This is a genomic window from Labrys sp. KB_33_2, from assembly GCF_052114505.1.
In the GTDB taxonomy this organism is placed as follows: domain Bacteria; phylum Pseudomonadota; class Alphaproteobacteria; order Rhizobiales; family Labraceae; genus Labrys.
The window spans coordinates 147,392-168,575 of record NZ_JBFREW010000008.1; the positions used below are offsets into that span (position 1 = coordinate 147,392).

At 63.0% G+C, this 21,184-nt stretch carries 18 protein-coding genes and 1 tRNA gene; 7 read left to right on the plus strand and 12 right to left on the minus strand.

The window, feature by feature from the left end:
* Positions 1 to 101 precede the first annotated feature (101 nt).
* The 3 genes from AB4037_RS16010 to rpmB form a co-directional block, all read right to left on the minus strand.
* Positions 102 to 377: a hypothetical protein gene (locus AB4037_RS16010; RefSeq protein WP_434958938.1), complete on the minus strand. Its 276-nt coding sequence runs from the start codon at positions 375 to 377 to the stop codon at positions 102 to 104.
* 348 nt (positions 378 to 725) lie between these two features.
* The gene (locus AB4037_RS16015; protein WP_441772182.1) at positions 726 to 1,727 is read right to left on the minus strand and encodes a TerC family protein; all 1,002 of its coding nucleotides are present in this window, start codon (positions 1,725 to 1,727) and stop codon (positions 726 to 728) included.
* A gap of 252 nt (positions 1,728 to 1,979) precedes the next feature.
* Positions 1,980 to 2,270, minus strand: a complete 291-nt coding sequence (gene rpmB, locus AB4037_RS16020) for a 50S ribosomal protein L28 (RefSeq protein WP_434958936.1) — start codon at positions 2,268 to 2,270, stop codon at positions 1,980 to 1,982.
* A 323-nt stretch (positions 2,271 to 2,593) separates the two neighbouring features.
* On the opposite strand from rpmB, the gene AB4037_RS16025 reads away from it, so the two are divergent.
* Positions 2,594 to 2,669, plus strand: a tRNA-Thr gene (locus AB4037_RS16025).
* Positions 2,670 to 2,741: 72 nt separating this feature from the next.
* Here AB4037_RS16025 and AB4037_RS16030 read toward each other — a convergent pair.
* Both AB4037_RS16030 and AB4037_RS16035 read right to left on the minus strand, forming a co-directional pair.
* Positions 2,742 to 3,284 (minus strand): hypothetical protein, encoded by a 543-nt coding sequence (locus AB4037_RS16030; RefSeq protein ID WP_441772183.1) that lies wholly within the window; start codon positions 3,282 to 3,284, stop codon positions 2,742 to 2,744.
* Between the two features lie 16 nt (positions 3,285 to 3,300).
* On the minus strand, positions 3,301 to 3,567 hold the full coding sequence (locus AB4037_RS16035; protein ID WP_434958934.1) for a hypothetical protein: 267 nt from the start codon (positions 3,565 to 3,567) through the stop codon (positions 3,301 to 3,303).
* A gap of 158 nt (positions 3,568 to 3,725) precedes the next feature.
* On the opposite strand from AB4037_RS16035, the gene AB4037_RS16040 reads away from it, so the two are divergent.
* Positions 3,726 to 5,045, plus strand: a complete 1,320-nt coding sequence (locus tag AB4037_RS16040) for an MFS family transporter (RefSeq protein WP_434958933.1) — start codon at positions 3,726 to 3,728, stop codon at positions 5,043 to 5,045.
* A 183-nt stretch (positions 5,046 to 5,228) separates the two neighbouring features.
* On the opposite strand, the gene AB4037_RS16045 is transcribed toward AB4037_RS16040, so the two are convergent.
* Together AB4037_RS16045 and AB4037_RS16050 are read right to left on the minus strand one after the other, a co-directional pair.
* Positions 5,229 to 7,541, minus strand: a complete 2,313-nt coding sequence (locus AB4037_RS16045) for an NADP-dependent malic enzyme (protein WP_441772184.1) — start codon at positions 7,539 to 7,541, stop codon at positions 5,229 to 5,231.
* Between the two features lie 108 nt (positions 7,542 to 7,649).
* Positions 7,650 to 8,741: a glycosyltransferase family 4 protein gene (locus AB4037_RS16050; RefSeq protein WP_441772185.1), complete on the minus strand. Its 1,092-nt coding sequence runs from the start codon at positions 8,739 to 8,741 to the stop codon at positions 7,650 to 7,652.
* A gap of 509 nt (positions 8,742 to 9,250) precedes the next feature.
* On the opposite strand from AB4037_RS16050, the gene AB4037_RS16055 reads away from it, so the two are divergent.
* Positions 9,251 to 10,468: a glycosyl hydrolase gene (locus AB4037_RS16055; protein WP_441772186.1), complete on the plus strand. Its 1,218-nt coding sequence runs from the start codon at positions 9,251 to 9,253 to the stop codon at positions 10,466 to 10,468.
* 37 nt (positions 10,469 to 10,505) lie between these two features.
* On the opposite strand, the gene AB4037_RS16060 is transcribed toward AB4037_RS16055, so the two are convergent.
* The 4 genes from AB4037_RS16060 to AB4037_RS16075 all read right to left on the minus strand — a co-directional run bounded on the left by AB4037_RS16060 (position 10,506) and on the right by AB4037_RS16075 (position 15,638).
* Positions 10,506 to 11,444, minus strand: a complete 939-nt coding sequence (locus AB4037_RS16060) for a glycosyltransferase family 2 protein (protein ID WP_434958929.1) — start codon at positions 11,442 to 11,444, stop codon at positions 10,506 to 10,508.
* A gap of 65 nt (positions 11,445 to 11,509) precedes the next feature.
* Positions 11,510 to 12,913 (minus strand): hypothetical protein, encoded by a 1,404-nt coding sequence (locus AB4037_RS16065; protein ID WP_434958928.1) that lies wholly within the window; start codon positions 12,911 to 12,913, stop codon positions 11,510 to 11,512.
* 13 nt (positions 12,914 to 12,926) lie between these two features.
* Positions 12,927 to 14,417 (minus strand): oligosaccharide flippase family protein, encoded by a 1,491-nt coding sequence (locus tag AB4037_RS16070; RefSeq protein WP_434958927.1) that lies wholly within the window; start codon positions 14,415 to 14,417, stop codon positions 12,927 to 12,929.
* Positions 14,418 to 14,819: 402 nt separating this feature from the next.
* Positions 14,820 to 15,638: an APH(3'') family aminoglycoside O-phosphotransferase gene (locus AB4037_RS16075; protein ID WP_441772187.1), complete on the minus strand. Its 819-nt coding sequence runs from the start codon at positions 15,636 to 15,638 to the stop codon at positions 14,820 to 14,822.
* 231 nt (positions 15,639 to 15,869) lie between these two features.
* On the opposite strand from AB4037_RS16075, the gene AB4037_RS16080 reads away from it, so the two are divergent.
* The 4 genes from AB4037_RS16080 (at position 15,870) to AB4037_RS16095 (ending at position 19,651) form a co-directional block, all read left to right on the plus strand.
* Entirely contained in the window at positions 15,870 to 16,148 is a 279-nt protein-coding gene (locus AB4037_RS16080; RefSeq protein WP_434958925.1) for a GNAT family N-acetyltransferase, read from the plus strand.
* 66 nt (positions 16,149 to 16,214) lie between these two features.
* A complete protein-coding gene (dapF, locus tag AB4037_RS16085) occupies positions 16,215 to 17,093 on the plus strand; it encodes a diaminopimelate epimerase (RefSeq protein ID WP_441772188.1) in 879 nt (292 codons plus the stop codon).
* Between the two features lie 88 nt (positions 17,094 to 17,181).
* Positions 17,182 to 18,420, plus strand: coding sequence for a tRNA (N(6)-L-threonylcarbamoyladenosine(37)-C(2))-methylthiotransferase MtaB (gene mtaB, locus AB4037_RS16090; protein ID WP_434958923.1), 1,239 nt, complete (start codon positions 17,182 to 17,184; stop codon positions 18,418 to 18,420).
* Positions 18,421 to 18,835: 415 nt separating this feature from the next.
* A complete protein-coding gene (locus AB4037_RS16095; protein WP_434958922.1) occupies positions 18,836 to 19,651 on the plus strand; it encodes a DUF3108 domain-containing protein in 816 nt (271 codons plus the stop codon).
* A gap of 393 nt (positions 19,652 to 20,044) precedes the next feature.
* Here the strand turns inward: AB4037_RS16095 and AB4037_RS16100 are convergent, their stop codons facing one another.
* Positions 20,045 to 21,127, minus strand: a complete 1,083-nt coding sequence (locus AB4037_RS16100) for a MerR family transcriptional regulator (RefSeq protein WP_441772189.1) — start codon at positions 21,125 to 21,127, stop codon at positions 20,045 to 20,047.
* Positions 21,128 to 21,184: the final 57 nt, after the last annotated feature.

Consider the following 21,184-nt stretch of genomic DNA (forward strand, 5'->3'; position numbering starts at 1 on the left):
GGGCCGTGACAAGTAGCACGCGGCGAAAAACAAACCCATTTTGAGATTTCATGGACTCGTCAGGAATCGCAAGGAGCTCCTTCGCCTGAACGCGCTTTGCTCTAGTAGCCGCTACGCTCGCAAACACGCTGGCGTCGCTTGACATAACGTCCATAGTAATCGTCGTAGACGCGCACGACGCGATAATAGCAGCGGGGACGATATTGCCGGCGATAGCCGCCGCCGTTATCGTCCTGGTTGTAACCACCGCCGCCGTTATAACCCCCGCCGCCATATCCATCGTCATACTGGGCGGCGGCCGGCAGCGGCGCCAGAGCGGCCGCGCCCAGCGCGGCACCCAGCAGCAGGTAACGAAGCTTCAGGCCGAAAATCGTCATCGCAGTTCTCCTCGCTCGAACACGATTCCGAAAAGCAGGGCCCGGTAAGCTGTGCGGGCAGGCTTTCGGATGATGATTGCTCAAAAGCGCTGCCTGCCGGGAGGAGAAATCGCACGAAACCATTCCGGCCATGCCGCTGGGCATGGCCGCTGCCTTCTTCCCCCCGGACGGGAAACGGATCACAGGATCCGCCCCAGCGACGCTAACCGGTCCCCTTGCTCCGTAAAGAGCAGACGAGCCCGATCAAGCCATCATCACCCCGTCACTCTAACCCGTCTGTTCCCGCTGAAACAGATCAACTTTTGCGGGAGTTGACCTTTCTTCTCTACCGTCATCGGGAGGGAATCGTCAGGGCGACACGCCCGGCCCGTCGGCCTGGCCACGCGTCTTCCAGAGCGAGAAAACGATGCCGCCGGCGATGATCGCAACGGTGACGATCAGGGCGAGAGCCGGATCGACTTTGCCGACAAGATGGCCCCAGTAGATTTTGCCGCCGATGAAGACGAGCACGAGGGCAAGCGCGTATTTGAGGTAGTGGAAACGATCGATCATCGCCGCCAGCGCGAAATAGAGCGCCCTCAGGCCGAGAATGGCCATGATGTTGGCGGTGTAGACGATGAAGGTATCGGTGGTGATGGCCAGAATGGCCGGCACCGAGTCCACGGCGAAGACGATGTCGGCGACGTTGATGACGATCAGGGCCAGCAGCAACGGCGTGGCATGCAGCAAAGTCCTGCCTGTGGCATGGTCCGGCTGGCGAACCACGAAGCGGTTGCCATGCAGGTCCTCGCTGATGCGCATATGACGACGCAGGAAGCGAACCAGCCAGTTTTCCTTGAACTCGGCATGATCGTCCGAGGCGACCAGCATGCGCAGGCCCGTCAGGATCAGCAAGGCCGCGAAGATATAGAGCACCCAGCCATAGCTCTGCACGATGCTGGCACCGGCCGCGATCATGATGCCGCGCAGCACCACGGCCGCCAAGATACCCCACACCAGAGCGCGGTACTGAAAGGCCGGCGGCACCGCGAAGTAGCGGAAGATCAGGGCGATGACGAAGACATTGTCGATCGAGAGCGATTTCTCGATGAAATAGCCGGTGAAATAGTCGAGCGCCGGGCTGGTGCCGTCCGGCCTGGTATCCATGCCCCACCAGATGGCGCCGCCGAAGGCGATCGCGATGGCGATATAGATGGCCGACAGCTTGAAGCTGTCGGCAACGCTCAGCACCTTGTCGTCACGGTTGAGCACGCCGAGATCGAAGGCGAGCAACAGCGCCACGAAGGCGAGAAAGGCCAGCCACATCCAGACGGGCTGGCCGGCAAAATCAGAAAATGCGAAATCGAGCATAACGCCGGACCCTTTTGCTTCGAAAACAATCGAAGCCGGCTCCGACATCACGGCATGCTTTGCGCAAACCGTCAGAGGGGCCCGGTAACCGGCGCCTCTGCATCGCCGAAACGGGGGCCTGCCGTCAAGGGGAGGTCACATTAAGCTTTGCTCATCTGGAGCAAAGCGGGTCGTGGCCGCACGACGCTCCGGACAATGAAAAAGGCCGGAGCGCGAGGCCCCGGCCCGAAAAGTCAGTCATGCAACCTTGCCTTAGTGGGCGGTCGTCATTTTCTTTTCGATTTCGCGCTTCAGGCGCAGGGCCGGCGCGGTAAGTTCGTTGCTGGAAGCCTTGATCAGCCAGGCATCGAGGCCGCCATTGTGCTCGACAGTGCGCAGGCCGGCCGCCGAGACGCGCAGGCGCACGGAGCGACCGAGCACGTCGGAGATCAGCGTGACATTGTGCAGGTTCGGCAGGAACTTGCGCTTGGTCTTGACGTTCGAATGGCTCACTTTGTGGCCAGACTGAACGCCCTTGTCGGTCAGCGCGCAACGGCGGGACATGGGTCTATCCTTCTCAATTCGGAACGGCGCCGCTGCAGCGGGGCCAGGGCAGTTTCCGGGGAACCTGCCGGTGTTAAGAGGGTCCGGCAATTCTGCCTTGCTTGCGCGGACAGAATCGCTTGGGCAAAAAGAAAACCGCCACCCCAAGTTGGGGGCGGAGCCTCCCGCCAAAATTTGTGTGGGTTGCTATAGTCGGGAGCTTGTGCCGCGTCAAGAGTTTCGCTCTAAACTCGCGTCGCATGCGTGAGGGGGCTTGCCTTCCGCTTTGCTTGCCTGTATCAGGGCGGCGCGTCCGCAAGGATCGCCTTCTGAAAACCGTTGGCGCCGCTTTAGCTCAGCCGGTAGAGCACATCATTCGTAATGATGGGGTCAGGTGTTCGAGTCACCTAAGCGGCACCACGTTTTCTCAGCCTCACAGTACTGGCTTCTGCCGTCCGGGGCTGACGTTCAATTCCACATTTCGGGATAAGTTCAATTCCACATTTCGGGATAATAAGCCGGGCAGATACAATGCCGGCTGGCACGTGGCGGATCGATCAGCCGGCCTGCCAGCTGTGTGAGCAGCGCCTCCACCCGCTCGGCTGAACGGACGGACGCTTCCGAGACCTCATAAGGACGGTCGGTGTCGCTCAGGCTGATTTCCAGCCGATTCGCTTGCGCATGGACATAGGCGGGCTGCCCAGCCAATTCGACCAAACCGGGCTGCCGGATGCGATGGCTTCCCGGAACGAGGAGAGCGAACTTGCCGAATTCCTCGGCCGTGTAAGCAACGCCCGGCACCGGTTGGGGAGAGTCGGGCGCGGCGACGTCCAGGGCGATCCCCAGGGTGGCGCAGACATCCACCAGATCGGCCTCTGTCTCCACCGCGATCGCGACCAGCAGCTGGTCTCCATCGTTGGCATGGCCGCCCACGGCCCGGCAGAACCGGAAATAGCGCAGCCTGCCTGCCCATTGCATGATCTGCTGCCGGTCATGGCGTTCGAACAGATAGAGGTTCCAACGATCGTCGCTCATGCGCGTGCAGGTCCCCTCACAAAATCCTCCGCAGAGCTTCTCGGTAGTGCTCCTTCGTGGCCAATATCGAAAAGCTCTGCAAGCATTCAAGATCCTGCAGCTTCCACCTGCTCATGCCATGGGTGCGCTCAGGAGGAAGCTGCCTGGTGCCGCCGTTCCCAGCCATATTGGCCGCCAGCACATTGGCCGGCCCCGACAGGCGGCAGAACGGATGGAGCGCCATGGCGTTGCGGTTGAGCACAATCTGGTCTCTGCCATCCAAAGACTCCAGGGACGAGATCATGGTTCTGGCTGACGGTTCCGTCGAAGGATCCACTCCCATCCGGGCATCTGGCTCCTGCCCTTCGGGAAAAATGGCTTGCCCGGATCAGCAAAGCCACAGCATGATCACAATCGCTTTGAAAGACCTACCTAAAGACAAGATCAATCAGGGGGAAACATATGAGTAACACCGCGGCCGTGGCAGTGGCAGATCCGCATGATACCCGCCGGCGGGTGATGGCGATTGTCGGCTCATCTTCTGGAAATCTTGTCGAGTGGTTTGATTTCTACGCCTACGCGTTTACGGCACTCTACTTTTCGAGTGCCTTCTTCGGCTTCATCAAGGATGCCGAGCCGACCACGCAGCTCCTCTATTCCTCGGCAGTCTTCGCCATTGGCTTCCTCATGCGGCCGATCGGTGGCTGGCTTTTCGGCTGGATTGCAGACCGCTATGGCCGCAAGAACTCGATGATGATCTCGGTCCTCATGATGTGTGCCGGATCACTGGCGATCGCGATACTGCCGACTTACGCCACGGTGGGTATCCTGGCACCGATCCTTCTCCTTCTCTGTCGGATGGTTCAGGGCCTCTCCGTGGGAGGCGAATACGGGACTTCAGCGACCTATATGAGCGAGGTCGCGCTCGCGGGGCGGCGCGGCTTCTTCGGCTCTTTCCAGTATGTGACGCTGATCGGCGGCCAACTCCTCGCCTCGGCCGTCATCGTTATCCTCGAACTCGCGCTGAGTGACGAAGAAATGCGGGCATGGGGCTGGCGGATTCCGTTCGTGGTCGGGGCTTGTGCCGCAGTCGTTGCCTTCTACCTGCGGCGCTCCCTGCACGAGACCTCGTCGGCAGAGACACGCGCCCGCAAGGAAGCCGGCTCGCTTGTCAGCCTGCTACGTCGACATCCGCGGCCCTTTCTGATCGTCATTGGGTACACAGCCGGTGGCTCGCTGATCTTCTACACCTTCACCACCTACATGCAGAAATATCTGGTCAACACGGCACACATGGCCAAGGAGACCGCCAATATCACCATGACGGCGGTGCTCTTTACCTACATGTGCATGCAGCCGCTCTTCGGCGCGCTTTCCGACAGGATCGGGCGGAAATGGTCGATGATGCTGTTCGGCGGGCTCGCGACACTATGTACCGTGCCGCTCCTGACGGCGATCGGCAGCGTCCAGAGCCCGCTCGCAGCCTATTTTCTGGTGGTGGCGGCGCTTGCGATCGTGTCGTTCTACACGTCGATCAGCGGGCTCGTGAAAGCCGAGATGTTTCCGGCCGAGGTCCGGGCGCTTGGAGTCGGCCTCTCCTACGCGATCGCCAATGCCGTCTTCGGCGGTTCAGCCGAGGCGGTAGCGCTCGCCTTCAAGGATGCCGGCCATGAGACGTGGTTCTTCTGGTACGTCACGGTAATGTGCGCGATTGCTTTCCTCACCGCGCTCACCATGCTCGCCAACCGCCCGACCTATCTGACAGGCGACGGCACCGAGTAGGCCCCGAAGCATCATACCGAAAAGCGGATCCCGGTTTTCGGTGAAAACCATGCGGCAACGGCGCCAACTCTGGGCGGCAGCGGCATGGGCTTCCTACCTGCGCTTACGTGCGATCCCCAAGAGGCATCTTCGATGCCTCTTGGTATTGTCGATACCGCCAGACAGAGATCCGGCGCGCCTCATTCACCCGCCGATATTGGCCGCCGCCAGCACCGCCATGTTGACGAGATCGGTGTCCTTGGCGGCGAGCGGTACGATCTGCACCGATTTGTCGAGGCCCACCAGGATCGGGCCGATCACCGTGGCGCCGCCGAGCTCCTGCAGCATCTTGGTGGAGATCGAGGCCGAGTGGAAGGCCGGCATGATCAGCACATTGGCCGGCCCGGACAGGCGGCAGAACGGATAGAGCGCCATGGCGTCGCGGTTGAGTGCGACATCGGCGCCCATCTCCCCGTCATATTCGAAATCGACACGCTGGCGGTCTAGGATGCGCACGGCCTCGCGCACGCGCTCGGCCCGCTCGCCTTCGGGATGGCCGAAGGTGGAATAAGCCAGCATGGCTACGCGCGGCTCATAGCCAAGGCGTTTGGCCACCGAGGCCGCCTCAATGGCGATGGCGGCAAGTTCCTCCGAGGTCGGCATGTCGTGCACGGCGGTATCGGCCACCACGACCGTTCGCCCGCGCGCGATGGCGATCGACAGGCCGAGGACGCAATGACCGGGCTTGTCGTTGATGACGCGCCTTACGTCTTCCAGCGCGATCGAATAGTTACGGGTCAGGCCGGTGACCATGGCGTCGGCATCGCCCATCGCCACCATGCAGGCGGCGAAATGGTTGCGGTCGATGGAGGCGAGGCGCACGCAGTCACGCATCAGGTAGCCCTGCCGCTGCAGCCTGTCATAGAGATATTGCGCATAGGCATTGGTGCGCGGCGAGATGCGGGCATTCTGGACCTCCATGCCCTCGCGCAGCTCCACCCCGGCAAAGGCGGCTGCCGCTTCGACCCGGTCTTCGCGGCCAACCAGGATAGCGGTGCCCAGCCCCTGATTGACGAAGGAGGCGGCAGCGCGGATGACCGCCTCCTCCTCGCCTTCGGCGAAGACGACGCGCTTGGGGGCACGGCGAACCCTGTCGAAGATGCCGGCCAGCGTGCCGGCGACGGGATCGCGCCGGGCGGAGAGCGCCGCGCGATAGGCGGCAAGGTCGGCGATCGGCTTGCGGGCGACACCGGTCTCCATGGCTGCCTTGGCCACGGCAACGGGCACGCGGATCATCAGGCGTGAATCGAAGGGAGCGGGAATGATGTAGTCGCGCCCGAAGCGCGGCCGCGCGCCCTGATAGGCACTCGCCACCTCGTCCGGCACCTCCTCCTGGGCAAGCTCGGCCAGGGCCTGCGCCGCCGCCACCTTCATCTCCATGTTGATGGCGGTGGCATGCACGTCAAGCGCCCCGCGGAAGATATAGGGGAAGCCCAGGACGTTGTTGACCTGGTTGGGATAGTCGGAGCGGCCGGTGGCGAGGATGACGTCGTCGCGCACCGCATGGGCTTCGTCCGGCGTGATCTCCGGATCGGGGTTCGCCATGGCGAAGACCACCGGATTGGGTGCCATCGAACGCAGCATCTCGGCCGTGAGGGCGCCCTTGACCGAAAGGCCGAAAAAGACGTCGGCCCCATCGAGCGCCTCGGCCAAAGTGCGCCGGTCCGTCTCGGCGGCATGCGCCGACTTCCACTGGTTCATGCCGTCGGTACGGCCCTTATAGACCACGCCCTTGGTATCGCAGAGCAGGACGTTGTCGGGCGCAAAACCCATGGCCTTGACCAGCTCGACGCAGGCAATGCCGGCCGCCCCCGCGCCATTGACCACCAGCCGGGTCGAGGTGATGTCGCGACCGGTCAGCTTCAGGCAGTTGAACAGGCCGGCGGCGGCGATGATTGCCGTGCCGTGCTGATCGTCATGGAAGACCGGAATGTCCATCAATTCCTTGAGGCGCTGCTCGATGATGAAGCATTCCGGCGCCTTGATGTCCTCCAGATTGATGCCGCCGAAGCTGGGTCCGAGATAGCGTACGGCATTGATGAAGGCATCGGCGTCCTTGGTGTCGACCTCCAGATCGATCGAATCGACATCGGCAAAGCGCTTGAACAGGACGGATTTGCCTTCCATCACCGGCTTGGAGGCGAGCGCGCCGAGATCGCCGAGGCCGAGAATGGCGGTACCGTTGGAGATCACCGCCACCATGTTGCCCTTGGTCGTATAGTCGTAGGCCAATGCCGGATTTTCCGCGATGGCACGGACCGGCACCGCGACGCCCGGCGAATAGGCAAGCGAAAGGTCGCGCTGTGTCGCCATCGGCTTGGTCGGTACCACTTCCAGCTTGCCGGGCTTGCCCTGGGAGTGGAAGGCCAGGGCTTCCTGGTCGGTGAAACTGGGGCGGGCTTGATTGGAGCGGACCGGGTTCGAGCCGACGGGGCGCGGCGGTTTCTTATCCGTCATTGCAGGGGCGTTTCCATTTACAGACGCGTTTTGCTCTAGAGCCCCGACCCTAAGCACAAACACAGGCTTCGTCCACGCACGAAGCTTTCAACGTCCGGGAAAGCGACCCTAGGCGCCGGCCTGCACGGCGTCGAGCAGATTGCGCGCCGCCTGTCTCCAGGTGAAGATGCCGGCCTGCTGGCGCCCCTTGTCGATCAGGGACTGGCGCACCGCCGCGTCATCGAGCGCCGAGCGGATTTTCGCGCACCATTCCTCCGCCTTGAAGGGGTCGGCATAGAGCGCGGCCTGCCCGCAGACCTCCGGAAGCGCGCCGAAGGGCGCCGCGACCACCGGGCAGCCGAGCGACATAGCCTCCAGAGGCGGCAAGCCGAAGCCTTCCGTCAGGGAGGGAAAGGCAAGCGCACCGGCATTGGCCATCAGGCCGGCGAGCTCGGCATCACTGGTACGACCGGCAAACCGCACATTGGCGGGGACGACATGGCCAAGGCTCTCGAAATCGGCCTTGCCCGCCCCGCCGAACAGGACGAGCGGGACGTCCTTCAGCTCGGGCCTGGCGAAGGCCTCGAGCAGGATGGCGATGTTCTTGTGTTTTTGCGTGTTCGCCAGCGCCACGGCATAGCGCCCGCGCTCGAGCTCGAGCTTGGCGAGCAGGCTGTCATCGGGCACGATCTTCAGAATATGGTCGCAGCCATTATGGACGACCACGATCTTGTCGGCACCGGCGATGCCGTAGCGCACCAGTTCCTTCTTGGAGAATTCCGATACGGTGAAGATGACCTTGTGCCGCCGGCCGATGAAGGAGAAAGCGAATTTGTACCAGAGCCGGAAGGGGCGCGAATAGGAATCGGGCGCGGAATAGACCTGGGCATCGTGAATCATCGTGGCCGAAGCGCGATGAAACAGCGGTCCGATATTGCACAGGTTGAGCAGGAAATCCTTCCTGCGCGCCACGGGCAGATAGAACTGCTCCCATGCAATCCTATGCATCCAGCGCACCAGCCTGCTCTCGCGCACGCAAGCGATCTTGCGATAGGTCGGGACCTTGGCGCCTTCCCGGACCACAAGGGCATAATCGCCGCCATCCTTGGCCTGTTCGGCAAGCCAGTCGTCGACAGCGGCAATAAGCTGTTCGGCAACCCTGTGCACGCCGGTCGGCGGCGCTCCGAAGAACTTGCCGTTGAACGCTATCGTCCTGGTCATTGCCGCAACGCCTCGTTGGCAGATTTGCCTCTATGGCGTTTTGCGATTGGGCGGAATTGCCTGGAATCGCAAAGACGCCCAAGCTGATCCGTTGGATTGGCTTGGAAGCAAAGAGCTAGAGCAAAGCGCGTTCGAGTCTGAATGCGCCTTGCTCTGGTTATAGTCGAGTTGAAGCCGGTTCTCTTTCCCCCGAAGGGAGTAGCTTGCCGACAAGATAGGACGATGGGGCCCATCCCAATGACCGATGCAGCGGGCCGGCGCACCGCCGAAGCGGTCACGGCGGGTGGAGCCAGGCATCGGCTCATCCCTCAAGCCCCCTAAAGGCCAACTAGGAATGCGGGGCCGTCCTGTGATTTCATGCCCTTGAATCCCGAACCGGTCTTCAGCTTTTCAGATGGTCATATATGTCGCATTTCTCTCGATTTGATTGCCTTGATCCACGCCTTTGCCATCGAGCCGCATTCGCCGCCACTTTGTTCCTGGTCGCTACGCCCGCTCTCGCAGATCCGGTGAAAGCCGTCGGCGCCGACAGCTTCCTCAACTCCCTGGGCATCAACACCCATATCGACCAAGGCGTGAATCCGGCCTCCTATATCGAGCCGCTGAAATATCTCGGCGTCCGTCAGGTGCGCGACGGCGCCCGCCACGTCGAGGGCAGCATCGCGGTCGCACATAATACCGGCGTGCGCTTCACCATTTTCGGCACCGGTGACCTCGATGCGATCATCGCGGCGGCCGAGCGCCTCGCCAAGGCTAACGCCCTCTTGGCCATCGAGGGCCCCAACGAGCCCAATAATTTCCCGATCACCTACAAGGGCGAGAAGGGCGGGCGCGACGGCAGCTGGAAAGCCGTCGGCCAGTTCCAGGCCGATCTCTACGCCGCCGTCAAGAACAACCCGACCCTCAAGGATTATCCGGTGTTCAGCGTCTCCGAGCCGGGCGCCCAGACTGACAATATCGGCCTGCAATTCCTCACCGTTCCGCCGGGCGCCAACACGCTCTTTCCGGCGGGCACTCGCTTTGCCGACTATGCCAACGCCCACAACTACGTGATCGGCAATGGCGGTATCTACGAGGATAACCAGGCCTGGAATGCGGCTGACCCGATGCTGAGGGGCCGCTGGGATGGCCTGTTCGGCAACCACAGCGTGATGTGGGGCATGGGGTTTGCGGGCTATGACAAGGCTCAGCTCGAGGCCCTGCCGCGCGTCACCACCGAGACGGGCTGGGATTCGGTCAACGACCCAGGCGGCGAACATGGCCAGGGCGCCATCCTGACCAACACCTATCTCGCGCAGTTCAAGCGGGGCTGGAGCTATACCTTCATCTACCAGCTGCGCGACGGCGAGGGCGGCGACGGCAATCAGGGCGTTTTCGTCGGCGACACGCCCAAGCGCGCCGCCTCCTATATCCACAACCTCACCACGATCCTGGCCGACGACAAGCCCTTGCAGCAGCCCGGATCTCTCGACTACACCCTGCCCAAGAGCGCAGCGACGGTACACGACCTCTTGCTGCAGAAGAGCAGCGGGCCGTTCCAACTGGTGGTGTGGGCGGAGAATGCGGCCGGTAGCAGGCCCGTCAGGATCGAATTCGCCAAGCCTCACGCCCGCATCAACGTCTACGATATCACGGTGGGAAGTACGCCCATCCGCAGCCTCACCGAGGCCAGCGCGATCGATCTATCCCTGAGCGACCATGCCGTGATCCTCGAAGTTATCGATTGAGGCGTTCGCCGGGTTGCTGCACAGAGCAACCCGGGCTTCAGAGCTTTTCCGCCCGTTCGGGCGTCAGCCTGCCGCGCAGGAGATCCCATATTCCGATGAGATTGCCGCGCAGGCGCCCGAGGCGATCGACATAGGGCTCGGGCGCAAAGCTCCGCACGACATTGCTGGCGACGTTGCGCACGACATGGTCGAGCGCGTCGCGCAGCGGCATGGTCTTCTTGTTCACCAGATAGAGCGGATTGATGACCTGCGAATAGCCGAGCCGGCGCCCCGATACCCGGCCCCCCTTGGTGCCCAGATGCACGCCGAGCGCCGTGTTGACCCGGACCACGCGCCCTCCCCGGTTCCAGACCTGGCCGCCGAAATCGCGATCCTCCTGCCAGCCATAGAGGACGAGGCGCTCGTCGAAGCGAAGGCCGGCGATGGCGCTGGCCCGAAAGGCCATGTTGCAGCCATAGGGGCCGCCGGTGGAGGCGGCGGTCAGCTTGACCGGCACCTCGGGTGCATCGGCCAGGATGGCCCGCCCTTCCTCGAAGGACAGGCCCGCGCCATGAATGCCATCGGCCAGCAAGGTACCGGTGACGCAGGCGATCGCCGGATCGCTGCCGAAGACCTTGACGATCTCGGCGATCCAGGCCTCCTGCATCAGGAAGTCGTCATCCAGGAAGATCACGACATCGATATCGTCGGGAACCTGGCCGAGGGCCGTGTTCCGCTGCGTGGTCAGGCCCGGCCGCCCCTTCACCACCAGCAGGCCGGGTCGGCTGACAAGATCGCCGACATCCTCGTCCGACACACAGGAGACGATGATCAGATCAGGCTTCACGCTCTGCCGATCGACGAAGCCGACGACGCGTTTGAGAACCTCGGCCCGGCCCCGCGTAGCGAAGATGAGGCAGATCTTCGATGGCTTGTCGGACAATGACGGGTTCACCTTCTCATCCATGATCGCTTGCAGGCTGGCGCTCGAATCCATGTCTCACCTCGACCGCTCTTGCGGGCCATGTATCGTTCTTGCGGGTTCCATCGGACGCCTCCTTCTCAAGCCGGGGCGAGTTGCTGGCGTTGACGCGCCCCGGCCTGGAAGTCGCAGGTCGCGCAGGCAATGCCTGCCAGCATGTAGAAAGGCAGGCCAAGGTCGACCATCGTGCCCGAGATCGAACTCATGATCAGGGCAACCAGGCAACTGGTTCGTGCCGCCGCCTGAATCTGGGTGGTGGTCCAGTCGAGCGGGCGGGAGGCCGGCTTGAACAGCGCCATCAGGATGAAGATCCCGTAGGTCAGGGCACCGACGGCGCCGAGATTGGCGAGAACAGCTACCGGGAAGCTCGAGGCCCGGACCGTGCCAATGCCCGCACCGGCGCCATAGGTGGCGAAGAAGGCATTCAGGGCGGTCTGGTTCCACATGCCACGTTCTTCGGCCGAGGCACTGGCGCCTTTGTTCAGCACCATGTCGCGAACCATGTCCATGATCGGACCCGACAGAGCCGGCGTGAGGAACACGATGGCGAGGATGACCATGAGCAGCAGCGGCGCCAGCCCCAGATAGGCATAGACCCCCCGCGGCAAGGCCGTGCCCCGAGCCACCCGCAGCAGCGATGCCAGATACATGATGCCGAGCATCAGCGGCAGCACGACATAGCCGGTGGAGGAGGTCGCAAACACCACCAGCAGCATGTTGATGGCAGCCAGAGCAAAAGTGAGGCGCGGGCGGATACCGCCGAGCCAGAGCCGGAAGGCAAAGCAGCCTGCCCACAGGGAGGAAGCTGCGAAGGCGGAGGCCTCGGTGAACGAACCGTTGATGCGCTTGAGGCCGTTGATGACGGCCTCGTCCTGAATGCCGTAGGTAGAATTGCGCATGAAATCGAGCAGGAAGGAAGTACCGGTCCAGTAGGTCGCCAGATCGACCAGGGCGAAGAAGATGTTGAGGACGCAATAGATCAGGATGGCGTTGGTGATCGCTTCCAGGCCTTGCTTGTTCAAGGCGACCAGGTAGCAGATCAGGAAGAAGACGAGGTCGCCGATGAAATAGATGCTTTGCGTCAGATTGCCGGTCGTTGGTGAGAGCGGCACCAGGATCAGCGCGGAGCCACCGCTCGAGGTCGCCCCGATCGCCACCACATAGGTCACGCCGGCAAAGAAGCGCGGCAGAATGAAGGCACCGACAATGCCGAGAACCGCGGTGGCGGCGAACCAGAACCCCTCGCGGGGAAAGGTCAGCCGGCCGAGGATGGAAGGCCAGGTGCCCGGCTGGGCAATCAATGCCATGGCGGTGAAGGCCAGAAGCAGATGCGAGGGCTGGATCGACGCATTCGAGACGATCAGTGCAGCGCATGAGCCCAGCACCATGGTCGGAACCAGGAGATAGATACCGAAGATCGGCCCGCGAACCAGGACCAGGATCCCGAGCAGCAGGAAAAAGAGGCCGATGGGTTCGATACTCACGCCCGACCTTTCCTTAGGCCTTCAACCGAACGACCGCCCGTGCCGCAATGGTATTGAGCAAGGTGCCGATTCCGGTCACGTCGCCGAAGCGCAGCGATATCACATAGACCGCGACGACATAAGTCAGCACATAAAGAATGCCGGCGGCTGCGAGGCGGAGCAAGTTCATGACGATGTCGCCATCGGCATGAATGAGCGTTGCGACATAAGCCAGGGGCGTGCCGCTGATCAGCAGGGCGGCAGCAGGCCCGGCGAGCGCCACGAACTGGGTGCGCAGGGAAATTCCGATCATGGACCGTACGGCCATCATGGTGGAGACCAGCACGGCAAGTGTGGCGACGCTCTTGGCGATCACCGCGCCTAATACGCCTGCCGCCAATACGGCGACAATGGTGAGGGGAACCCGTACCGCGCATTCGATCAGATTCCTCAGCGTGATCTGGCGCGACTGGTTGAGGCTGACTGCAAGGGGCGCCATGGGCAGGGCCGGAATGGAGCCGATGCTTGCCAAAGCCAGTCCGGTAAGGACAGGCGCCGCCTCCGCCCATTGCGCACCAAGGAAGGTACGGACCAGCGGCTCGGCCATGATGCCGCCGAAGCACAGAACGGGGGCCATCAGCAGGAAAATACCGACGCAAGCCTTCAGGTAGGTCTTGTCGAGCCCGCCATTCTGGTGCGCGGTGACGAAGGCGACATTCAGGGGAGTGGCCAAGGGCGCCGATAGGACCTGGAAGGGCAGGGCCGAAAGATCGTTAGCCATGGCATAGCGACCAAAAGCCGCCGGCGGGATGAAGCGCGGTAATACGAGCCGGTCCACTTGCCAATTGAGGGCGGACAGGATCTGCGACATCAAATTCCAAGTCAGAATGTCGGCGAAGATCGGCCATTCCTTCAGGGTCAGCCTTGGCCGCATGGGCGCCAGCACATAGGAACCCACCAGCGACACCAGCGGCACCAGCACCGTACCGACCGCGATAGACCAGTAGCTGCGGGTCACGATCGCCATCACGATCGCGGCAGTGATGGCGATGAACTTGCTCGCGACATCCAGGCCTGCCTGGCGGCGAAAATCCATCTGGCGGTTGTATTCCACCATCATGGGGCTGACGCAGCCACGCATGGCAGGCGCCAAGGCAAGGCTCATCACCAGCGGCACCAGCCGCGGTTCACCATAGAAATAGGAGAGCGGCCAGGCGCAGAGAACGAAGAACCCAGCAATGATCAGGCCCCGGAGCAGGCCGAGGGTGAAGGCCGTACTGTAGACATCCGGCCCCGGAGCGGGCACACGGAGCATGGCAGCGGCCAATGGCAGCTCCATGATGGCCTCGACGATGAAGATCAGCGTCATGGCCATGGCGACCAGACCGAAATCGCTCGGCCCGAGAAAACGGGCCAGCACGATCAAGGCAACGAAGTCGACCGCCTTTCCGGCAAGGCGGGCACCGGCCGTCCAAGCGCCAGCCTTGGCGGTCCGTTTGGAAAGGGTTCCGATCTGGGCTTTCATGACGCGTTGGTTTCCTGCCCGGCATGGCCTATTGGCATCGAACCGTCAGCATGCAGCTGACATACCGGATGTGCAGTAGAAATCTTCATCGAGGCCAGATCGTTAGGGGAACGGATTCAACGACGGGTAGATCTTCCCATCGGGGCAGAGTGGTCTTGACCCGCACGCACCGACCCCCCAGGCCGAATATCGAGGCAAAGCTGGCATGGACCCTCGCGCATGGGCGAGTTCATGCCCGTGCTGCCAACTCGGCATATTCTAAGCACAGCCCGCGCCTCCCGACAGCTATCCATTCGGGGGATGATCCAAAGGGAGGGATGCGTCCCCTTTGGGGGAGGCCGCGATGGCGAGCCACCCACTTCAGGCGGGAGATCGGCAAGGCTCGCGACCTCGGGCCAGAACTCAGCCCCAGGTCAGCGGGTCCAGGCCCAGGTAGAAGGCGAGCCGTTCCCTGTCCGGGCGTTTCAGGCCGAGCTCGTCGAACAGCATGTCGAAAGCTGCCTCGGCCTGCTCCGGGCCGGACCAGCTCTCGCCGGCATTGGCCACCATCAGCGCGAGGTCGACATAGCGGTCCGCCGTGCCGAGACGACCCAGATCGATCATGCCCGTGCAGCGCAGCGTGATGGGATCGACCATGAAATTGGGCATGCAAGCATCGCCATGGCAGACGACGCGATCCCCAGCCTCTTCCGCCAGGCGTTGTTCGCGCTGTGCTTCGAGCGCAAAAAGCAGCTCGGCCGGATCCACCTCCTTCTGCTCCGGCGGCAGGAAATCGGGATTGACGGCGCCGCGCGACACCACGTCGGCCGCGCGAGCGAGCATGGTCGAAAGGTCGCGTTCGAACGGGCAATCCTTGGCCGTGAGCGCATGCAGCGCACCGACCCGGGCCGCGATCGACGGCCACGACTGCCACAATTGATAACCATCGAGATCGCTCGCCGGCACGCCGGGCACCGCACTGGTGACCAGACAGGCTCCTCCCTCCCCTTGATGCCAATCGAGCACCTCGGGAGAACCGAGATTGAAGCGGCTCAGCCATTCGACCCGCCGGCGCTCTCCCTCCAGGGCGACGGCATCGCGGCCCCGGGATAGCTTGGCGAAGGCCACGCCATCGCTGCGGCGATAGACGCTGTCCCTCGATTCGCCGCGGCTGACTGCCAGCCATTCTCTTCCCGACGGCAAGGTTGGCAGAAGGCTGCGGGCATTGAAGGCAGAAGGCATGGCGAATCGCTCCGAATCGGGAGCCGTGACCATAATGCAGAATGGTGCGACGGCTGGGCCGGTGCGCTGCACAGCCGGATGGCCCCCGCGTTTTGCGATTCATGACCGAACACGTGCTGGCTTTGGGCGACCGCCACTGGACAGCGTGGACAGGAGACTGGCGCACGGAGTTGACCACCCGCCCCCTTACCGCCGAGCTCTGGCCGGATTTTGAGGCTCTTTTCGGCAAGAATGGCGCAAAATCCGGTCCGGTCGATTTCCTGTCTCTACCTCGCCAAGGGGGTCCGGCGGCGGGGCATCGCATCCCGCCTCATCGAGGCGGCGATCGATTTCGGCCGGACCGGCGGCGCCACCATCATCGAGGCCTACCCGATCGACCGGCGCATTTCACCCTCCTCATCCTCGACAGGCTTCGTGACCAGCTTCGAGCGGCTCGGCTTCCGGCACGTTCCCTCCCCGGCTCCGGAACGGCCGATCATGCGCCTCGAGGTCGAGCAGACCGCGGGCTGAGCGGCACCCATTGGTTCGCAAGGGCTTTTGCCCTATATCAGGGACCTTCAATCACGCGGAAGTACCATGTCTGGCCTCGCCAACCGCCCCTATCTGAAGATGAACGGCATCGGCAACGAGATCGTCGTTCTCGATCTCATCGACGGTTCGCATGCCGTCACGCCGGCGGAGGCCCGCGCCATCGCGGCGCATGAGCCTTTCGACCAGCTGATGGTGCTCTATCCGCCGCAGCAGGCGGGGACCGACGCCTTCATGCGCATCTTCAATGCCGACGGTTCCCAGTCGGGCGCCTGCGGCAACGGTACGCGCTGCGTGTCCTGGTATCTGATGCCGGTGCTCGGCAAGGACCGCCTCCTGCTGCAGACCCCGACCAGCCTGGTCGAGGCCCGGCGGGCAGACGCAGACTTCGCCGTCGACAATTTCATTGTCGACATGGGCCCTCCGGCCCTGGACTGGCAAGCGATCCCCCTTGCCCGGAATGCCGGCGACACCAAGGCCATCGACTATGCCTACGGCCCGGCGGAGGCTCCCCTTCTGCAGTCCCCAAGCGTGGTGAGCATGGGCAATCCCCATGCCGTGTTCTGGATCGATCGGGATCCCGCCGAGATCGACCTCGCCGGCATCGGCCCGGCCATCGAACACGATCCGCTGTTCCCCGAGCGGGTGAATGTCTCGATCGCACAGGTTCGCGATACCAGCCATATCGTGCTGCGCGTGTGGGAACGCGGCGCCGGTCTCACCCGCGCCTGCGGTTCGGCCGCCTGCGCCACCGGCGTAGCGGCGGCGCGGCTTGGCCTTACCGGGCGCAGGACCCGCATCAGCCTGCCGGGCGGCGACCTTCAGATCGAATGGCGCGAGACCGATGGTCACGTGCTGATGACCGGCGTGGCCGAGCTTGAACATGAGGGCCGCTTTGCGGCCTCCTGGTTCGCCGACGCCGCCTAAAAAAGCCGTATTCACTACAGGCGCTGATCCCGGGATCGCGCGAACACGAGAAGGACAGCGCCGGCCATGCCGGCATGCCAGACCGCCCATGACCGAGATCGTCACCTTCGGCTGCCGCCTCAACATCCATGAATCCGAGGCGATGAAAACGGCCATCGGCGTCCGTGACGACCTGACCGTGATCAATTCCTGCGCGGTGACAGCCGAGGCGACGCGCCAGGCCAGGCAGACCATCCGTCGGCTCAAGCGCGAGAATCCGGAGCGGCGGATCGCCGTCACCGGCTGCGCCGCGCAGACCGATGCCGTCAGCTTCACCGCCATGCCGGAAGTCGACTTCGTGGTCGGCAACGCCGAAAAGCTGAAAGCCCAGACCTGGATCTCCCTCGCCGAGGCGCCGGGCAAGCTCGTCACCTCGGACATCATGGCAGCACGGGACATCGCCCTGCCGCAGGTCGAGCGTTTCGAGGGTCGGGCACGCGGCTTCGTGCAGATCCAGAATGGCTGCGATCATCGCTGCACCTTCTGCATCATTCCCTTCGGCCGCGGCAATTCGCGGTCCCTGGCCCCGGAGACGGTGATTGCGCAGATCCACCGCCTGGTCGAGGCTGGCTATAAGGAGATCGTGCTGACCGGGGTCGATCTTACCAGCTATGGCCCCGATCTGCCTGATCCCCTGCCCCTCGGCACGTTGGTGCGTCGCATTCTGCGCGAGATACCGGAGCTTCCGCGCCTGCGGCTCTCATCCATCGATTCGGTCGAGGCCGATGCCGACCTCATGCGGGCGCTGGCCGAAGAGGAGCGGCTGATGCCGCATCTGCATTTGTCCCTGCAGGCCGGCGACGACCTCATCCTCAAGCGCATGAAGCGCCGGCATTCGCGTCAGGATGCAATCCGTTTCTGCGCCGAGGCCCGACGCCTGCGGCCCGACATCGTGTTCGGGGCCGACCTGATCGCCGGTTTTCCCACCGAGGACGAGGCTATGTTCGCCCGTTCACTCGATCTCATCGAGGAATGCGGCATCACCTATCTGCACGCCTTCCCCTTCTCGCCGCGGCCCGGCACGCCGGCGGCCCGCATGCCTCCCGTCGGCGGGGCCGAGGTGAAACAGCGGGCAGCCCGTTTGCGGGACGCCGGCGGCCGGGCGATGACGCGCTTCCTCGCTGGCGAAACCGGCAAAACCCGCGAGATCCTGATGGAGCGAGGCGGCATGGGCCGCACCACGCAATTCGCGGCCGTGCGGCCCGACAGGCCGCTTGGCCCCGGCAACTTCATGCGCGTGCGGATCGAGGAGCGTCAGGGCAGCGAACTGATCGCGACGGCATTGTAGTAAACCGCGCCGGCGATTTTATCGGAGTGCGGATCTGTCAGTGACAGGCTTGCACACTGCGATACCCCTATCCTGGAACCGGTACCGTTGCGAAAAGAGGCGGACATCGCGACATGCAAGCATGTCTCTGAGATGCGTGCGCTCCGTACGACACAATTGCGCCACGTCTGATTCATCGACCATTCAGCCTGAGCACGCCAAGATGGCTCCGGGTGCACCTGCCCCGGCAAGATTTACGTAACGTTTACCTTGTTAAAATGCGCCTGAGAGATTCCATGCGCATGAGGGGCACGGCGACTGGAACATCGTGCCGAAATGTGGACGCCGGTTTTCGGCGAAAACGACGCGACAACAATGACCTGCCGTGCCGGATCCGAATTCGGGCCCGACACAGCAGGCGGCCCCGGAGACCGGCGTGACGATTTCGCATTTCTTTCGCTCGGCGCTCGGCGCCGGCTTTCTCATCACCGCGGGCCTCGCGCCTTCGCTGGCCGCCGCTGCCAGCGCCAAAACGGCGATAGACTATGGCGTGACCCTTGCCGGCTTTCCCATCGGCACGGCAAGTCTCGCCATCAATCTGAGCGAGGGCGGCCCCTACAAGATCGAGGCCTCCGCCAAGGTCGGCGGACTGATCAAATTGATCAGCGATGGCCGGGGTTCGGCCTCCTCATCGGGAAGGCTCGGCCCCAGCCAGGTCCGGCCGTCCGCCTATACGCTCACCTCGGTGGCGGGCAAGAAGCCACAATCGGTGCAGATGGCACTTGCGGGTGGCAATGTCACCGCCCTGCAACTGCAGCCCGACTTGCCGCCGCGCAAGGATCGAGTGCCGCTCACGGACGCCAACAAGCACGGCGTGATCGACCCTCTTTCAGCCATCCTGGTGCCGGTTGCCGGCGGCGCGACCCTCGACGCCTCGGCATGCCGACGCTCCCTTCCGGTGTTCGACGGAGCCCAGCGCTTCGACATCAAGCTGTCCTATGCCCGAACCGAACAGGTCAGCGGCAAAGGCTATGCCGGCCCCACCATTGTCTGCTCGGCGCGCTATGTGCCGATCGCCGGCCACCGGCCTTCGCGATCCCAGACCAAGTTCATGGTCGATAATCGCGACATCGAATTATGGCTCGCGCCGGTCGGCGAGACCCATGTGCTCGCCCCGTTCAAGATCATCATAGGCACTCAGCTCGGACGCCTGACTCTCACCGCTTCCCGTTTTGGGGCCACTGAGAACTGAATCCAAGGCTCCCGTCCCAGAACGGGACACCTTGATTAAGCTGGTACCGCGTGGGCTCGATTTTCGCCTATGGGGGGAGCAGTTCTGCATCATTTTTAGCCGACTATTGATTGCTGCATTTCAGCGATGCCGAACCGAGTCTTTTGCCATCGAGCAGCGCCCGTTCGACCGGCTCCGAGCGAAATCGAGAGACCAAGTGGCCACCGATCGCGCGTAAGGCCGATTTCCTCGCTCGATTCGATCGGTGCCCTTCGTCAAGAGAATTGTCCCGCAACGCTCGGGTTCTTCCGATTCGTCGGCGATTCGTTCAGGTTTTGGCAGTAGTTTCTCAACTTGGTTAATTCAAAGGAGCCGGCAATAAATTGCCGGCTTAATTTTCTGGAAACCATAGACCTATGGCAAGGGACGCAGATAGAGGGCACTGAGCCTTCCATCCGGTGCGAGCGCAAACCCCCACTCCAAATCGCCGCCATCGAAACCGGCGTCATAGATGTCCAACCCCGCCTGCGAAACGCCCTTGAACGTCAGGGATTGCAGGGCGCCGAGCCTGGCGAGACTGGCATGGACCGAAGCCGCCTGCTCGCGAGCGTGTCCGGCCAGCGGTTCACACATGCCCGCATAATCAGGCTCGCCGCGAAGATGATCCTGAATGATGCCGCGCAGGAGAGCCTCCCCACCGAGGACGGGAATCTTCTCCCGGATGCGGCGTTCGAGCTTGGCCTCGTTGTGCCGCGCCCGCTCCTCATCAACGCGCTGGGCCGCATGTTCATAGCCGTCCTGATGGACCACGAGGCCGACGACTTTTCCGGCATCGCGACTGAAGTCGACCTGGGCCGGCACTACCTTATAGAAGAATGCATCCTCGCCTTCCGCAAACAGCTCGAAAGCCGGTTGCCCGCTCACCCTGGCGAACAACCGATCATCCTGCAGGACAACCGTGATCAGTCCACCCTCCCGAAGCTCGTAATGTCCGATATAGTCGGGCAGTTTCTGCCGGTCGGCCGGGATTGCCGTGCGAGGCCGCGCTTGTTCGTAGCGTCGCCAGGCGACGGTCTCGGATCTCGTATCCGCCATGTTGCTTTCCTTCGCCAATTTGATGAGATCATCCGCGGTGACAGCCGCACCCTCGGCCAGTCGGGCGCGCAGCCCCGCGAGAAGTGCGAGGCTGCGTTCGGCGCGGGCACGCATGTCGAGAGCGCTCTGCTGCTGAAGCGCGAGAAGATGCGCGAGATCCGTCTGCTTTCCGGCCAGCAAGGACGCAATACGGGCAAGACTGAGGCCCAGATGCTTCAGCGCCAGGATTTCGTTGAGCCGGGCAATTTCGCGCGCGCCATAGAGGCGCCAATTCTTGCCGGTCCGCGGCGGCGCGATCAGCCGATGCCGTTCATAGACCCGCAGCGCTCGAACCGTCAGGTTCATGCGGCGGGCGCATTCGGCGGCCGTCAGGTGACTATCGTCGGGGTATACGGATCGCATCGGAACCTCCTGCGATCCTCTCTAGGCTATGACCCAAGGTCCGATGCAAGCGGCCTT

Coding starts and splice junctions, on each gene's coding strand:
- AB4037_RS16010 (WP_434958938.1), bottom strand. CDS start 377: ATGACGATTTTCGGCCTGAAGCTTCGTTACCTGCTGCTGGGTGCCGCG.
- AB4037_RS16015 (WP_441772182.1), bottom strand. CDS start 1,727: ATGCTCGATTTCGCATTTTCTGATTTTGCCGGCCAGCCCGTCTGGATG.
- rpmB (WP_434958936.1), bottom strand. CDS start 2,270: ATGTCCCGCCGTTGCGCGCTGACCGACAAGGGCGTTCAGTCTGGCCAC.
- AB4037_RS16030 (WP_441772183.1), bottom strand. CDS start 3,284: ATGAGCGACGATCGTTGGAACCTCTATCTGTTCGAACGCCATGACCGG.
- AB4037_RS16035 (WP_434958934.1), bottom strand. CDS start 3,567: ATGATCTCGTCCCTGGAGTCTTTGGATGGCAGAGACCAGATTGTGCTC.
- AB4037_RS16040 (WP_434958933.1), top strand. CDS start 3,726: ATGAGTAACACCGCGGCCGTGGCAGTGGCAGATCCGCATGATACCCGC.
- AB4037_RS16045 (WP_441772184.1), bottom strand. CDS start 7,541: ATGACGGATAAGAAACCGCCGCGCCCCGTCGGCTCGAACCCGGTCCGC.
- AB4037_RS16050 (WP_441772185.1), bottom strand. CDS start 8,741: ATGACCAGGACGATAGCGTTCAACGGCAAGTTCTTCGGAGCGCCGCCG.
- AB4037_RS16060 (WP_434958929.1), bottom strand. CDS start 11,444: ATGGATTCGAGCGCCAGCCTGCAAGCGATCATGGATGAGAAGGTGAAC.
- AB4037_RS16070 (WP_434958927.1), bottom strand. CDS start 14,417: ATGAAAGCCCAGATCGGAACCCTTTCCAAACGGACCGCCAAGGCTGGC.
- AB4037_RS16075 (WP_441772187.1), bottom strand. CDS start 15,638: ATGCCTTCTGCCTTCAATGCCCGCAGCCTTCTGCCAACCTTGCCGTCG.
- AB4037_RS16080 (WP_434958925.1), top strand. CDS start 15,870: ATGGCGCAAAATCCGGTCCGGTCGATTTCCTGTCTCTACCTCGCCAAG.
- dapF (WP_441772188.1), top strand. CDS start 16,215: ATGTCTGGCCTCGCCAACCGCCCCTATCTGAAGATGAACGGCATCGGC.
- mtaB (WP_434958923.1), top strand. CDS start 17,182: ATGACCGAGATCGTCACCTTCGGCTGCCGCCTCAACATCCATGAATCC.
- AB4037_RS16100 (WP_441772189.1), bottom strand. CDS start 21,127: ATGCGATCCGTATACCCCGACGATAGTCACCTGACGGCCGCCGAATGC.